Origin of the sequence: Notoacmeibacter sp. MSK16QG-6 (assembly GCF_024158145.1) — a bacterium.
GTDB lineage: Bacteria > Pseudomonadota > Alphaproteobacteria > Rhizobiales > Rhizobiaceae > Notoacmeibacter.
Map to the genome: position 1 here is coordinate 206,533 of NZ_JAMYXM010000004.1, position 14,205 is coordinate 220,737.

The 14,205-nt window shown below is 60.0% G+C and carries 12 protein-coding genes; 8 read left to right on the top strand and 4 right to left on the bottom strand.

Annotation, left to right across the window (positions count from 1 at the left end; genetic code table 11):
* Positions 1-59 precede the first annotated feature (59 nt).
* Positions 60-1,481 carry a bifunctional precorrin-2 dehydrogenase/sirohydrochlorin ferrochelatase gene (locus tag NIM86_RS13470; protein WP_253382877.1) on the top strand — a complete coding sequence of 474 codons (1,422 nt, stop codon included), beginning with the start codon at positions 60-62 and terminating at the stop codon, positions 1,479-1,481.
* Between the two features lie 6 nt (positions 1,482-1,487).
* Here the strand turns inward: NIM86_RS13470 and NIM86_RS13475 are convergent, their stop codons facing one another.
* Genes NIM86_RS13475 through queC form a run of 3 tightly spaced genes read right to left on the bottom strand, consistent with a single transcriptional unit; the run spans position 1,488 to position 3,383 of the window.
* A complete protein-coding gene (locus NIM86_RS13475; RefSeq protein ID WP_253382881.1) occupies positions 1,488-2,021 on the bottom strand; it encodes a 6-carboxytetrahydropterin synthase in 534 nt (177 codons plus the stop codon).
* Between the two features lie 10 nt (positions 2,022-2,031).
* Entirely contained in the window at positions 2,032-2,676 is a 645-nt protein-coding gene (gene queE / locus NIM86_RS13480; protein ID WP_253382882.1) for a 7-carboxy-7-deazaguanine synthase, read from the bottom strand.
* Positions 2,673-3,383 carry a 7-cyano-7-deazaguanine synthase QueC gene (gene queC / locus NIM86_RS13485; protein ID WP_253382883.1) on the bottom strand — a complete coding sequence of 237 codons (711 nt, stop codon included), beginning with the start codon at positions 3,381-3,383 and terminating at the stop codon, positions 2,673-2,675. Before queC ends, queE begins: the two co-directional genes overlap by 4 nt.
* A 182-nt stretch (positions 3,384-3,565) precedes the next feature.
* On the opposite strand from queC, the gene NIM86_RS13490 reads away from it, so the two are divergent.
* The 3 genes from NIM86_RS13490 (at position 3,566) to NIM86_RS13500 (ending at position 9,161) form a co-directional block, all read left to right on the top strand.
* Positions 3,566-4,639: a putative zinc-binding metallopeptidase gene (locus NIM86_RS13490; protein WP_253382884.1), complete on the top strand. Its 1,074-nt coding sequence runs from the start codon at positions 3,566-3,568 to the stop codon at positions 4,637-4,639.
* Between the two features lie 132 nt (positions 4,640-4,771).
* Positions 4,772-6,007: an efflux RND transporter periplasmic adaptor subunit gene (locus NIM86_RS13495; RefSeq protein ID WP_253382885.1), complete on the top strand. Its 1,236-nt coding sequence runs from the start codon at positions 4,772-4,774 to the stop codon at positions 6,005-6,007.
* Positions 6,000-9,161 carry an efflux RND transporter permease subunit gene (locus tag NIM86_RS13500; RefSeq protein ID WP_371872898.1) on the top strand — a complete coding sequence of 1,054 codons (3,162 nt, stop codon included), beginning with the start codon at positions 6,000-6,002 and terminating at the stop codon, positions 9,159-9,161. The genes NIM86_RS13495 and NIM86_RS13500 overlap by 8 nt, the downstream gene beginning before the upstream one ends.
* 14 nt (positions 9,162-9,175) lie before the next feature.
* Here the strand turns inward: NIM86_RS13500 and NIM86_RS13505 are convergent, their stop codons facing one another.
* Positions 9,176-10,231: a nitronate monooxygenase family protein gene (locus tag NIM86_RS13505; protein ID WP_253382887.1), complete on the bottom strand. Its 1,056-nt coding sequence runs from the start codon at positions 10,229-10,231 to the stop codon at positions 9,176-9,178.
* 117 nt (positions 10,232-10,348) lie between these two features.
* Between NIM86_RS13505 and NIM86_RS13510 the strand changes: the two genes are divergently transcribed.
* The 4 genes from NIM86_RS13510 (at position 10,349) to NIM86_RS13525 (ending at position 14,200) form a co-directional block, all read left to right on the top strand.
* Positions 10,349-10,885, top strand: a complete 537-nt coding sequence (locus tag NIM86_RS13510; protein ID WP_253382889.1) for a cytochrome b — start codon at positions 10,349-10,351, stop codon at positions 10,883-10,885.
* Between the two features lie 22 nt (positions 10,886-10,907).
* Complete coding sequence (cobU, locus tag NIM86_RS13515) at positions 10,908-11,426, top strand: bifunctional adenosylcobinamide kinase/adenosylcobinamide-phosphate guanylyltransferase (protein WP_253382890.1); 519 nt, start codon at positions 10,908-10,910, stop codon at positions 11,424-11,426.
* A 124-nt stretch (positions 11,427-11,550) separates the two neighbouring features.
* Positions 11,551-12,600, top strand: coding sequence for a quinolinate synthase NadA (gene nadA, locus NIM86_RS13520; protein ID WP_371872901.1), 1,050 nt, complete (start codon positions 11,551-11,553; stop codon positions 12,598-12,600).
* Between the two features lie 16 nt (positions 12,601-12,616).
* Positions 12,617-14,200: an L-aspartate oxidase gene (locus NIM86_RS13525; protein WP_253382892.1), complete on the top strand. Its 1,584-nt coding sequence runs from the start codon at positions 12,617-12,619 to the stop codon at positions 14,198-14,200.
* The last annotated feature ends 5 nt before the right edge of the window (positions 14,201-14,205 follow it).

The window sequence follows — 14,205 nt, forward strand, 5'->3', positions numbered from 1 at the left end:
GGCCTTGGCCTTGCGGCGATAGTACGGGTAGATACGCGAACCAGCGTGCGGAATCGACCATGAGCGAGACAAAAACAAACGTCCGGCCGAGTGGCCGGGAAAAGCGGGGCCGTCGGCGGTCGACGCCGGACAGGATCGATCCGTTGGCGGTTCTGCCGATCTTCATGAAGTTGCATGGCCGACGCGTCATCGTGACGGGCGGCGATGCGCCTTCGGCCTGGAAGGCGGAACTGGCGAGCGCAGCGGGCGCGCACGTCACCGTTTACGCCGAGGCAATGAGCGACGAGATGGAAGCGCTGGCTGTTCGACCAGTGGGAAATGGCTTCGGACCTGTAAAACTGGTGCGACGGCCCTGGAGCCTGCCGGATCTTGCTAAGGCGGCACTTCTGATAGGCGATGCGGCGACGGAAGGTGAGGCGTGGGCGCTGAGATGCGCCGGGCAGGCAACCGGCATGCCCGTCAATGTCATCGACATGCCGGAATGGTGCGATTTTCAGTTCTCGACCATCGTCAATCGTTCGCCCGTGGTGATCGCCATCTCGACGGATGGGGCCGCGCCCATTGTCGGGCAAGCCATCCGCCAACGGATAGAGGCTGTTCTTGGCCCGGCGCTCGGCGCATGGGCGAAACTGGCACAGCGGATACGGCCACTGGTCAATGAGCGCCTGGAGATGGGGCCGGAGCGACGGACTTTCTGGCAGCGTTTTTCCCAGCGGGTTTTCGGCGCTCCGCCGCGTGAGGATGAAGAGGCCGATCTTTCCAATGAGATCGACGCCATCGCGTTTGAAAAACCCGGCGAGAAAATATTACTGGTCGGGGTAGGGCGCGTGGTGGACGTTGAGACGAGCGGACTGACCCTTGGCGCTCTCGCTGCGCTTCAATCGGCAGACCGTATCCTACACAGCGCAGCCGTTCCGTCAGCAATTCTCGAATTGGGACGCCGCGAGGCCGGGCGCAGTGTCATTTCGGCCGGCAGTATTGAAGGTTTTGTCTCTGATGTTGCTGGCTGGATAGCGGAGGGCGAGACCGTTTCGCTGGTTCTGCCCGGCGATCCGGCGGCTCAATTGCCGGAACTGGCCGATGGACTGAAAAAGCTGGCGAGATCGCTCAGTGTGATATTCGAAGTGGCGCCAGCCATCGCCGACCCTTCCTTCGGGTATGGCGACACCTATCTATCAGCGCTCGCAATCAGTCAGGACACATCCATGACCGACGAGAACGCCATTCCGACGTTCACCGATGCTTTCCAGTATAGGCTTGTAGGCGACACGGGTCTGCTGGTGCTCATAGATGGTGAGGAAGCCTTCAACGCGCGCGGCATTCCCGAGGCGTTTCTGCTGAAGGTCGACGGTCAAACGTCGATGGGCACCATCATGGAAGCCCTCGATAAGGAACTGGCCGAACCGTCCGAAACAATACGCAAGAGCGTCTCGGAACTGGTCGATCAACTGGAAACTCGTGGGGCGATTATCGTTCGCTGACCCGCTTCAGTTCGCAGGCCATTCGGCTGCACAGTTGGGGGTTTCCCAGACGATGAGCTTGGCGAGACGCGCACGCCCTTCGCTGCGCTCGGCCACGCGCGGGGCCAGGCGTTCAAACCAGTGGCGTGCGAGATTTTCGGCGGTCGGCGGCGCGCCGATCACGTAAAGCTTGGTGCCGAGCGTCGTTTCGGTGGTTGTGGCAAAGCCCTTGGCGTCGATTTCTTGCTGCAGACCTGTCCGAAAGTCCTCAATCGATTGCTCCTTCGGTGCAAACATTGCGAGACACTCGGTATCGGCGATTTCCGCTATGAAACCGTGATCGCACGGCGCGTCGATCTGCTCCATCATCTCGTCTTTGAGAAAGCCGAAATCCAGTACCATCCCGGCCTGCTCGCCGCCCTGCGCCAGATGTTCGGCCTCGCAAACGGCTTCAATGGTATAGCGATGGCCGTGAAGATTGCGGCATTTGCTGCCGTGAAGGCGAATGCGATGGCCGGCGTCGATGCCGATGCGGCGGCTGATGCGATAGGCGTTCGTCACGGGCGGTCCCTCAGGCAATGCCGATGATTTTATGGGTCTGCAATGACAGCCGCCAACTCGGCCGCGCCATCGCCGTTTCGACGCAAAGGCGTGTATTGGCCAGAACATCCGGCCCGTCCATCGGCTGCAGATAAAATCGGTCGAAGCCAAGCGACTCGAACTGTTCCAGCGAGAAAGGCGGTTGCGGCCACACCAGCTTCAATTCATTGCCTGCGGTCTGCACCAGTTCGCTGCCTGCTTTCGGGCTGACGCAGATCCAGTCGATGCCGTCCGGCGCTTCGATGGTGCCGTTGGTCTCGACAGCGATTTCGAAGCCCGCTTTGTGGAGAGCATCGATCAGGGGCGGATCGAGCTGTAGCAGCGGCTCGCCGCCCGTGCAGACGATGTAGGGCTTTCCGCTATTGGCGGTCGCGGTCTTATCCCACATTTGCCGTGCGCGGGTCGCCAGGGCTTCAGGCGAAGCAAAGCGGCCACCGCCCGGCCCGTCCATGCCGACAAAATCGGTATCGCAGAACTGGCAGACGGCCTTATGTCGGTCCTCTTCACGCCCGCTCCACAAATTGCAGCCGGCAAATCGGCAAAAGAGCGAGGCGCGGCCCGCCTGAGCGCCTTCGCCCTGCAATGTGTAGAACATTTCCTTGACGGCGTAGCTCATCGCCCGCTTGCCTTAAAGGCACGCCAGCCATTTGCTCGCAATTCGCAGGCGGGGCAGGCACCACAACCATAGCCCCACTCATGGCGTTGGCTGCGCTCACCGCGATAGCAGCTATGGCTGTTTTCGACGATGAGATTGAGGAAGGGCTGGCCGCCAAGGTCCTCCGCAAGCTCGAAGGTCTGACCCTTGTCCAGCCACATGAGCGGCGTGTGGATAACCGAGCGCATGTCCATGCCGAGATTGAGCGTCACCTGAAGCGCTTTCAGCGTGTCATCGCGACAGTCCGGATAGCCGGAATAATCTGTTTCACACATGCCGCCGATCAGGTGCCGGATACCCCGCCGCCAGGCGATTGTCGCCGCATAGGTGAAGAATAGCAGATTGCGCCCCGGTACGAAGGTGTTTGGCAGGCCTTGTCTGCCGGTTTCGAATTCGACGTCCTCGGTCATCGCCGTCTCGGAAATCGCAGCCAGTTCCTTCATCGGCACCATATGGTCGTCGCCGAGCCGATCCGCCCACTGCGGAAATTCGCCGCCCCGGAGATTTTCGAGGATGGTCATGCGACATTCCAGTTCAACTGCATGGCGCTGGCCGTAATCGAAACCGACAGTCTCGACCCTTTCGAAGCGGTCGAGCGCCCATGCCAGGCAGGTGGTGGAATCCTGACCGCCGGAAAAGAGTACGAGCGCGGAAGTGTCGGATAACATGTTCGACTAAGCCCAATTGGAGTGGTTTTGTCGGCCGGAAAGCGAGGCGTTCTAATCCCGATTGATCGTTTTCGGAAGGGGCGGCCTGCTTTCGCTTTTTTTCCAATTTGTCCGCAACCCTTATAGGCTTTTACCGTTTGAAGGGCGAATGGCTGCGGGCCTCAAATAATTCGGACATTGCGATGAAACGATTTTACTGCTCGTCCTGTGACGAGGAAGTCTATTTCGACAACCACTTTTGCGGTCATTGCGAACGCCGCCTCGGCTTCGACCCGTCGACGACGCAGATGGTCGCCATCGAAGAGGTCGGTGACGGCTCCTGGGCTGGCGTCGGCGCGGCGTCCGGTGAATACCGGCTCTGCCGCAATCATTCCGCGGCGGCCTGCAACTGGCTGATCGACGCCAGCACAGATCACGACCGCTGCACCTGTTGCCGGCACAACCGCACGATCCCCAATCTAAGCATCGAGGGCAATCAGGCGCTGTGGTCTGCGCTGGAAGCCGGCAAGCGCGCCCTGTTCTATTCGATCATGCGATGGGGGCTGCCTCATCCAAATGCGCAGTCGGACGCTAAGGAGCCGCTAATCTTCGATTTCCTCTCCGATGAGGAAATGCCCGATGGCACGGTCAACCGCGTCCTGACGGGGCACGATGAAGGGCTGATCACGATCAACATAGCCGAGGGCGACGACGCCACACGCGAAGCTAACCGAAAGGCGATGGGCGAGCCTTATCGCACCCTGATCGGCCATTTTCGCCATGAAGTGGGGCATTACTACTGGGATATTCTCGTTCGCGATGGCGGTCGACTCGACGCTTTCCGCGAACTTTTCGGCGATGAGCGTGCGGATTATGGCGAAGCCCTGCAGAAACACTATGAAAATGGCGCGCCGGTTGACTGGGCCGATCACTACATCTCGTCCTATGCAACCGCTCATCCGTGGGAAGATTTCGCTGAGACCTGGGCGCACTATCTTCATATGACGGATACGATCGAGACGGCGCGGTCCTACGGGATCATCAGCGCCGCGACGCAGGCCATATCCGGGCAGAACGCTGCGCTCGACGATGTGGGTGACGGCTACGATGCGAAAAGCGTCGCGGCGCTCGGCGAAGCCTGGGTGCCCGTCACCATCGCCGCAAACGCCATCAATCGTTCAATGGGTCAGCCAGATCTCTATCCGTTTGTGTTGAACCGCTCGGTTATGACGAAGTTGGGCTTCATGCACGATCTCATCCACGATGCGGTGCGCTGAGGACCGATAGAAACTGTTGAAAAGAGGAACTGCAGCCCATCCTTGCCAATCTCACCGAATATTAAGACAAAAAGCGATTGTTATCTCTTATATTGGTTGAGTGTGTAACAGAATGAGCACCCGGCCAAGCCCTTGCGATTCATCAGTTTCCTAAAGCAGTTTCTGGCGTGCCTCATAGTCGCCGCCATCGCGTTCGCCTTCTGGGTCTGGCTCGATCCCAATGCGCGTAATGTCCTGAACGAGAACGGACTCGGTGCATTGGCCGTGCTGGCGCCAGAGGCGGCCGAAGAAGCTTCGGCGATGGGGCAGGATGGTGGTTCCGGCCGAGGTGGACGAGGTCGCCGAGGAGGCGGATTCGGTAATCCGCTGGTAACAGTCGCCGAGGTGAGCGAAGCCACCATGGACCGGCGGTTCGAGACCATCGGCACGGGCCTTTCGCTGCAATCCGTCACACTTCGGCCGAATGAAGCCGGGCAGATTAAATCTATTGCGGTGAAAAGCGGCGATCGCGTCGAAACTGGCGATCTGATCGTCCAGTTGCAGGATGAGGCGCAGGTTCTGGCGGTGGAGCGGGCGCAACTCAGCGTCGATCTGGCGCGGGAAAAAGTCGAGCGCTACGCCCGGTTGAGCGATCGCGGAACCATTTCAAGCGTTGAAACCGATCAGGCACGCTCCGACCTGGCGACGGCGGAAGTGGCGTTGCGGGAGGCGCAATTCGCACTCTCTCAGCGGCGGATCGAAGCGCCGATCGGCGGAACCGTCGGTATTGTCGAGGTCGATCCCGGAGAGATGCTGACGACGAGCACCGATATTGTGCGGATCGAGGATTATTCTTCGCTGCTTGTGACTTTCTATGTTCCAGAGCGTTTGGCGGCCGTCATATCCGCCGATTCCGCGTTCAAGGCGCAAACCGAAGCGGTGCCAGGCGCGACATTCGAGGGCGAGATCAACAGCATCGATAACCGTCTGGAAGAGGCAAGTCGCACTTTGCGCGTGCGCGGCGAAATTCCAAACACGGAAGGTCTTCTGCGGCCGGGTATGAGTTTTCAGATCCAGTTCGAACTCGAAGGCAATCGTCAGCTCGCGGTCCCGCCGCTCGCCATTCAATGGAACAATGACGGTGCATATGTCTGGACGCTAGGCGAAGACGAAACGGTCGCCAAAACGCCCATCTCGGTGATCCAGCGCAACACCGATCTCGTGCTGGTAGAAGGCGAGAATCTTTCGGCGGGTATGGTTGTTATCGAAGAGGGCGTCGAGAGCGTTCGCGAGGGCGGCGGCGTGCAGATCGCGAATGCCGGCGCTAAAGCGGGTTCGACGGCGTCTATCCGTTCAACGGGCGGCAAAGGGCGTCAGGCCGGTGAGTGAGACATCGGAGACACGGCAGGGCGGCTCTCTGCCGCGTCCCTCTCCGGCAGAGATCGCGACCAGCGGCACATCGCTTTTCATTCGGCGTCCGGTTTTCGCGCTGGTTGTCAATCTGCTGATCATCGTTGCTGGCCTCGCCGGTATCTATGGCGGCGAGGTTCGCGAACTGCCCAATGTCGATCGCCCTGTCGTCAGTGTCCGGACAAGCTGGAGCGGCGCTGCGCCCGAAGCGGTCGACCGGGAAGTGACGGCTGTCATCGAAGCGGCCGCTGCGCGTGTATCGGGGCTGGAGACGATATCGTCGTCATCGTCGCAGGGAAGCAGCCGCGTGACGGCGGAGTTTTCTTCATCGACCGATATTTCCGTCGCCGCCGCCGATCTTCGCGACGCGGTGGCGCAGATTACCAACCAGTTGCCTGACGATGCCGACGAACCCCGTATCGTCAAGGCGGATTCCGATTCTGAGCCGGTGATGCGGATCGCCGTCACGTCTGACAGTCTGGGCGTGGCGGATCTCACCGTTTTGGTCGAGGACGAAATCGTCGACCGGCTTAATGCTGTTGATGGCGTCGCTGACGTGGATATTTACGGCGAGAAGGAAAAGGTGTTTCTAGTCGACCTCAATCCAGACGCCCTTGCCGCGCGCGGTCTTTCTCCGGGCGATTTGACCAGCGCATTCTCCTCGCTCTCGTTCGACGTGCCGGCGGGATCGTTGACGAGCGGCGGACAGAATCTGGTGGTCCGTGCGCAAAGCGATGTCACCACCGCGGAAGATTTCGAGGCCATCGTATTGGCCGATCGTGTGCGGCTCGGTGATGTCGCAAGTGTGACGCTTGGTCCAGATATTGAGGGATCGAACCTGCGCGCCAACGGGCAGACCGGCGTAGGCATGGGAATCATCCGGCAGGCGTCGTCGAATACGTTGACCATCTCGGACGGTGTCCGCGCTGCAGTCGACGATATTCAAAGCCGTTTGCCGGAAGGCGTCTCGATCCAAGTGACGAGCGACGATGCTACCTTCGTTCGCGGGGCGATCACCGAGGTTCGAAATTCGCTGCTGATCGCCGTGGTCGTGGTGGTAGCGGTGATCTTTCTGTTTCTGCTGGACTGGCGAGCGACACTCATTCCCACAGTGACGATCCCCGTCGCGCTTGTCGGCACGTTCGCCGCCATCTGGCTTTCCGGGTTTTCCATCAACATTCTTACCCTGCTCGCGCTGGTTCTGGCAACTGGCATGGTGGTGGACGACGCCATCGTCGTGCTGGAAAATATCGTGCGAAAACGCAATGCGGGGTTCGGTCCACGCGCCGCCGCCGTGTTGGGGGTTCGCGAAGTTTTTTTCGCGGTGGTCGCCACGACGGCTACGCTTATCGCTGTCTTCGTGCCTGTATCCTTCCTCCCAGGCCAGGCAGGCAGTTTGTTCGGTGAATTCGGTTTCGTCCTGGCGTTCGCGGTGACGCTCTCCAGCCTCGTCGCGCTGACGCTCTGTCCGATGCTCGCATCGCGTCTCCTTAAAGCGCGGAGAGAAGGGCAAGCAGACCGCTCATCGATCTTCGGGCGCATCGGATCGGGCCTCGAAGGCTTATACAGGGGGACGTTGCGGGCCGCGCTGGCATTCCCCTTCGCTGTCGTCCTGGCGATGGTTGTCTTCGCCGGTTCGGCTTGGATTGCCTTTCAAAGCGTCGACCGCGAATTGCTGCCGCTGGAGGACCGCTCAGTCGCTCTTCTATCCGTCAGCGTCGCATCCGGTGTCGCGCCGGAATATACCGCTACCAAGTTACAGGAGATCGAAACTCTGATGGTGCCGCTCCGCGAGAGCGGCGAGGTACAAAACATCTTCTCTTTCTCTGGCAATCGCAGCCGGGGCGGCGGCTTCATGGTGCTCACCCTGGCGCCGTGGAACGAGCGTGAACGCAGTCAGAACGATATTGTCGGGGACATCAATACCGCCGTCGGCAAGGTCGCCGGGGTTCGAGCCTTCGCCATCCAGCCGAACTCGCTCGGCATACGGGGCGCCGGGCGGGGCCTCCGCGTGGCGCTGACGGGGCCGAGTTATCGCGTATTGGGCGAAACCGCCGAAACGCTGGTCGATAAGCTGAAAACCGATCCACGCTTTTCCAATGCGCGCCAGGATTATTCGGCCTCGACACCGCAATTGTCCGTTTCGATCAATCGGGAGCGGGCCGCCGATCTCGGCATCGACTTCTCCGGGCTTTCCACCGCCCTTCAGGCCATGCTCGACGGCCGCGAGGTCGGCAGCGTGTTCATTGCGGATCGCGCCTTTCCGGTGAAACTGGTTTCGACGATCCGCCCTATCGACGATCCAACCGATCTGGAGAACGTCTACCTGAAGGCCAATGGCGGAAGAATGGTGCCGCTTTCCTCCATCGCCACGCTGACCGAAACCTCGGCAGCGTCCTCGCTGGGCCGTGAAGAGCAGCAACGTGCTGTCACCGTCACGGTGTCTCCTAACGGACTGGCCCTGGCGGCAGCGCTCGAAGAATTGACAAGCCTTGCCGAGCCGATCCTCCCGGACGGTGTAAGCATGATCCCTCTATCGGAAGCGGCGGTGCTGGATAAATCGACGACCGATCTGCTGATGACCTTCGGTATCGCTATTCTCGTCGTCCTTTTCGTGCTGGCGGCGCAGTTCGAAAGTTTTGTTTCGGCGCTCATCATCATGGCCACGGTGCCGGTCGGCCTTGCCTGCGCAATCTGGGCGATGGCGCTGCTGGGCATCAGCTTTAATGTTTACAGCCAGATCGGGCTGGTGCTGCTGGTGGGCATCATGGCGAAGAACGGCATTCTGGTCGTCGAGTTCGCCAATCAGCTCAGAAATGCTGGGCGAAGCGTGCGCGAGGCGGTCGAGGAGGCGGCCATTTTGCGGTTGCGGCCGATCATGATGACAATGATTTCGACGATCTTCGGTGCACTGCCCCTGATCCTGTCAAGCGGGGCAGGGGCTGAAGCGCGAAACGCTCTCGGCTACGTCATCGTTGGGGGGCTTGGACTGTCGGCTATCGCAACGCTGTACCTGACGCCAGTCGTCTATCTTTTGATGGCGTGGCTGTCGACTCCGTCCGCCGAGGAAGCGGCGCGCCTGCAACGCGAACTGGCCCGCGCGGAAGAACTGGCGCCCGAAGAGGTGATTTGATCGGCGCCGGACACTTATTCGGAAGCGGCTTCCTTCCACTCACGAACCAGATTGGTGACGAGGTCCGCCGCAGGCATAGGCCTGCTTTTGGCATGGCCTGTACCAGCCCAGAACGCGCCGTAATCGTGGCAGTCCTGCGCGCTTGCGATGCTATGGAGCGCCTTTCCCGCGCTATAAGTTCTCGGGTAGGCCGGAATGGCGCGATCTCCAGCCTCTTCTCCGATATCGGTCAGACGATTGGCAAAACCGCGCGCCGGGCGGCCCGATATCGCACGGGTCATGACGGTCTGGCGATTTTTGTCAGCCAGCCAAAGGCGCTGTGCTTGTGAGGCGGCGCTTTCCGGGCAGCCTGTAAACGCCGTTCCAAGTTGGCAGGCCCTCGCTCCCCGACCGATTGCCCTGGCAATACCGGTTCCGGTCATCAGTCCGCCGGCCGCGATTACCGGCAACTTCGTCACAGAAAGACACGCATCGAGAAGCCGATTGGCCGGCAGTTGCTCATCCTTTGCGGCTGGATTGAACATGCCTCGATGGCCGCCAGCCTCCCAGCCCTGCGCAACAATGAAATCCAGCCCGGCTTTCTCAATGATTTGGGCCTCGGTCACATTCGTGGCCGTTGCGCCCAGACTTATCTCGGCCTTCCTGAGAGCAGCGATATGGTTCCGGTCCGGCAATCCAAAGTGGAAGGTCAGCGCCGCTGGCTTTTCTCGTAGCATCAGCGCCTGCATGTCCAGATCGTCCTGATAGGGCGTATAAGGCGTCGTCAGGCTTTCGGGCGCGGCGGCTCCGAAACGGACGAATTCGGCGTCGAGCTTCGCGAGCCACTCCCGTTCCACCTCCAGATCGGAGGGCTCGTTGCTGTGGCAGAAGACATTGAGAATAAAAGGTTGTTCCGTTCGCGATCGCAGATTCCCGATCGTCTCCTCGGCAGCTTCTGCGTTCATCGCGCCAAGTCCAAGCGATCCGACCGCTCCAGCATTACAAACAGCACCCGCCAGTTCAGGTGTGGAAATTCCGGCCATTGGCGCCTGGATGATCGGATGTCGGGCTTCGAGCCAGTTAAGACTCATGATCGGCACCATTGAATCTTGAACGGATTTTAATATTGGAAACCATGACCTTATCAGTCTCTTGAGCTATGAAACAAAGGAAGTCGCAATCGGGCCGTACTGAGGAAAGATGTTTCAATGAGCGAGATTTCAACCAGCCGAACCGGTCAGCCCTCCCGCTGGTCGACGCTTCATGTCTTTCTGCATTGGGCGGTCGTCGCTTTCATAATCGTGCAGTGGTGGACCGGTCACGATGTCGGCAGACTTCTCCATGCTGAAGAGAGGGGACGGACGGTCGATACGAGCGAGGCCGTGCTCGCTTATACGCATGTGGCATTCGGCGTTCTTGTGCTGCTGTCGATGCTGACACGCCTCTACGACCGCTATAGCCATGGACGTCCGCCTCATCCGCAAGATGTTCCGAACTGGGCGCATTGGCTGGCAAAGGCAACGCATCTCCTTCTTTACGCAGTCCTCATCGTGATGCCGCTCACGGGTCTGGCCGCCTTTTTCGGAGGGATTGAGCCTGCCGAAGAAGTCCACGAAACTCTTTGGACAGTTCTTCTGGTGCTCATCGTCCTCCATATCGTCGGCGCGTTCGTCAATCATTTCCATTACAAAAACGATGTGCTCCTTCGCATGATGCCCTGGCATCAACGTCGGGCTGAAACATGAATCGGCCGGGGACGATACGCCTTTGACGACCGGTAACATCACGCTCGTTCTCGGCGGAGCGCGGTCCGGCAAGTCACGCTATGCCGAGAAACTTGTGACCGCTTTATCTGCGCCGTGGACATACATCGCAACGGCCCAGGCTTTCGACGACGAGATGAAGGCCCGCATTGCTTTACACCGGAGCCGCCGGGCCAGTGACTGGGAAACGGTGGAAGCGCCGCTGCGGATGGCAGAGGCATTGGCTGAGGTGCCAGAAGATCGTCCCGTCCTTGTCGACTGCCTGACCCTCTGGCTCAGCAACCTCATTCTCGGCGAACTTGATGTTCAGGCCGCAATAGAGGCGTTGGAAAAGGCGCTCAACGGGCGCAGCGGATCGACCGTTCTGGTCTCGAACGAGGTGGGTCTATCCATCGTACCGGACAACGCGCTCGGCCGGCGGTTTCGCGATGCTCAGGGTGAGTTGAACCAGCGGATCGCGCAGAGAGCCGATAGAGTGGTCTTCATGGCAGCCGGTCTGCCTATGATTCTCAAGCCGCAATAGGCTAATCATCTGAAATTCCGATTGAGTTTGTCCTGGCGATCGTTGCCGTGACGGAAAAAGAATGGCTTTTACCGCCACTCTTGCCTACATGAACGTCCGTCCCTTCTTCCGACTGGAGATCGCGATGAACGATATGGCTGCCATGCAGGCGGAGCTTGCCAACCACTACGACCTGACGCCATCCATGGCGCGGGCGAAAGAGTTGGGCGAGATTTATGAGCGCATGGACCGTGTGGTGCCGCAAGCGGATTTCGCGCTCCATGCCCCCTACATCGAAGCGATCAATCGACTCAAAAAAGAGCGCAACGCTGTCATTCTGGCGCATAATTACATGACGCCGGATATCTATCATGGCGTGGCGGATTTCGTCGGCGACAGCCTGCAACTCGCCATCGAGGCGACGCGGGTCGAAGAGCAGGTGATCGTCCAGTGCGGCGTGCACTTCATGGCCGAGACGTCGAAAATCCTGAATCCGGACAAGACGGTCCTGATCCCGGATATGGGTGCCGGCTGTTCGCTGGCTGAAAGTATCACGGCCGAAGGCATTGAGGAGATGCGCGCGAAATATCCGGGGGCGCCGGTCGTGTCCTACGTCAACACGACGGCCGAGGTGAAGGCGGCGTCCGACATATGCTGCACGTCCTCCAACGCGCTTTCGATCGTTGAGAGTATGGAAAGCGATACTGTGATCATGACGCCGGATCAGTATCTGGCGCAGAATGTCGCAGCACAATCGACCAAAAACGTCGTCTACTGGCCGGGAAGCTGCATCGTCCACGAGCTGTATACGGCGGACGATATGAAGAGCTACCGCGAGAGCGACCCGGAGATGAAAATCATCGCTCACCCTGAATGCCCGCCGGATGTGGTGGCGGAAGCCGACTTCACCGGTTCGACCTCGGGCATTATCGGCTGGGTGCGCGACAACAAGCCGAAAAAGGCAATGCTGGTAACGGAATGCTCGATGGCGTCGAACATTTCCGACAGCCTGCCGGAGGTCGAGTTCGCCAAGCCATGCAATATGTGCCCCTATATGAAGAAGATCACATTGGAGAAAATCCTCTGGAGCCTGCATACGATGAGCCCCGAGGTGCATGTCGATCCGCAGATTGCCGAAAAAGCACGGCAGAGCGTGCAGAAGATGATCGACCTTTCCTCGTCACTGAAGAACTGACGGACAGGATCGACTGATGGGGGGAAATATTATCGATACCGAACGCGTCGTTATCGTCGGCGCTGGCCTTGCTGCGCTGTACGCCGCACTCAATCTGGCGCCGCGGCCGGTAGTTCTCATCTCGCCGGAATCGCTGGGGCAGGGCGCTTCGTCAGGCTGGGCGCAGGGCGGCATCGCCGCCTCGCTGGGTGACGATGACGCGCCCTCGCAACATGCGCATGACACTGAGGTTGCAGGGGCTGGCACGGTCGATCCGATTGTCGCGGCTTTCGTGACCTCCGCTGCGTCGGAGCATGTGCGCCACCTGACCGCGCTGGGCACGCCGTTCGACCGTGACGATGGTGAATACGTTCTTGGCTTAGAGGCAGCGCACAGCCATCCGCGTATCGCCAAGGTGAAGGGCGATCAGGCGGGTCGCGCTGTCATGGCGACGCTGATCGAGAAAGTCGTCCAGACGCCATCGATCCAGGTGTTGACGAACACGCTGGCGAGCGGCCTGGAGGTGCAGGAGGGGCGCGTTACGGGCGTCTTCATCGAACGTGCATCGGAGCCTTCCACACAGCCGGTTTTGCTACGTGGTGCAGCGCATTTGCTGGCAGGTGGCGGCTCGGCCGGTCTCTACGCGATCACGACCAATCCACCGCGCATCCGGGGCCACGTGATTGGAATGGCTGCCCGTGCCGGTGCGGTGATCGGCGACCCGGAATTCGTGCAGTTCCATCCGACGGCCATCGATGCCGGCATCGATCCCGCTCCACTTGCGACAGAAGCGCTGCGAGGCGAGGGAGCGACCCTTATCAACAAGGACGGTGAGCGCTTCATGGAGGGCGTTCACCCCGACATGGAATTGGCGCCGCGCGACATCGTCGCCCGCGCGATTTTCAGCCAGAGCCAGCAGGGTATGCGGCCCATGCTCGATACACGCGATGCGTTGGGCGAAAAGGTTCTGACGCAATTTCCGGCTGTGGCTGAAGCTTGCCGCGAGGCGGGGATCGATCCCGTCGCAGAGGCTATTCCAGTCAACGCTGCCGCGCATTATCACATGGGCGGGGTCGCGGCCGATGTGACCGGTCGGACCTCGTTGGACGGATTGTGGGTGGCGGGGGAAGTGGCGTCTACGGGGCTTCATGGCGCGAACCGGCTTGCCTCCAACGGTCTTCTCGAAGCGTTGGTCATCGCATCCAGTGCGGCTGAGGACATGGCCAAGGAACTGGGCATTTCAGGTGAAAATATCGCCGAAGTCAGCATCGATTTCGAGGAAGGCGGCGCATTGGCGGATCAGGCGGCTGTCGCCGAAATCCGGCAGCTGATGACCGATCACGTCGGTGTGGTACGCGATGCCGAAGGTTTGAAAACTGCTCTTCGTAAGATCGATGCGCTTGAGCGAGATACCGAGCCCTCGGATGCTTTTGCCAATATGATCGCGACGGCGACGCTGATCACGGCGGCGGCATTGAAGCGCGAGGAATCGCGCGGCGGCCATTATCGTTCAGATTTCCCGGCACCCGATCCGCAACTGGCCAAGCGAACGAAGATGACTCTCGACGAAGCGCTCGCCATTCGTCGCGTGGCGGTTGAGCAGCCGGAGCCAGCGCAATGACGGAT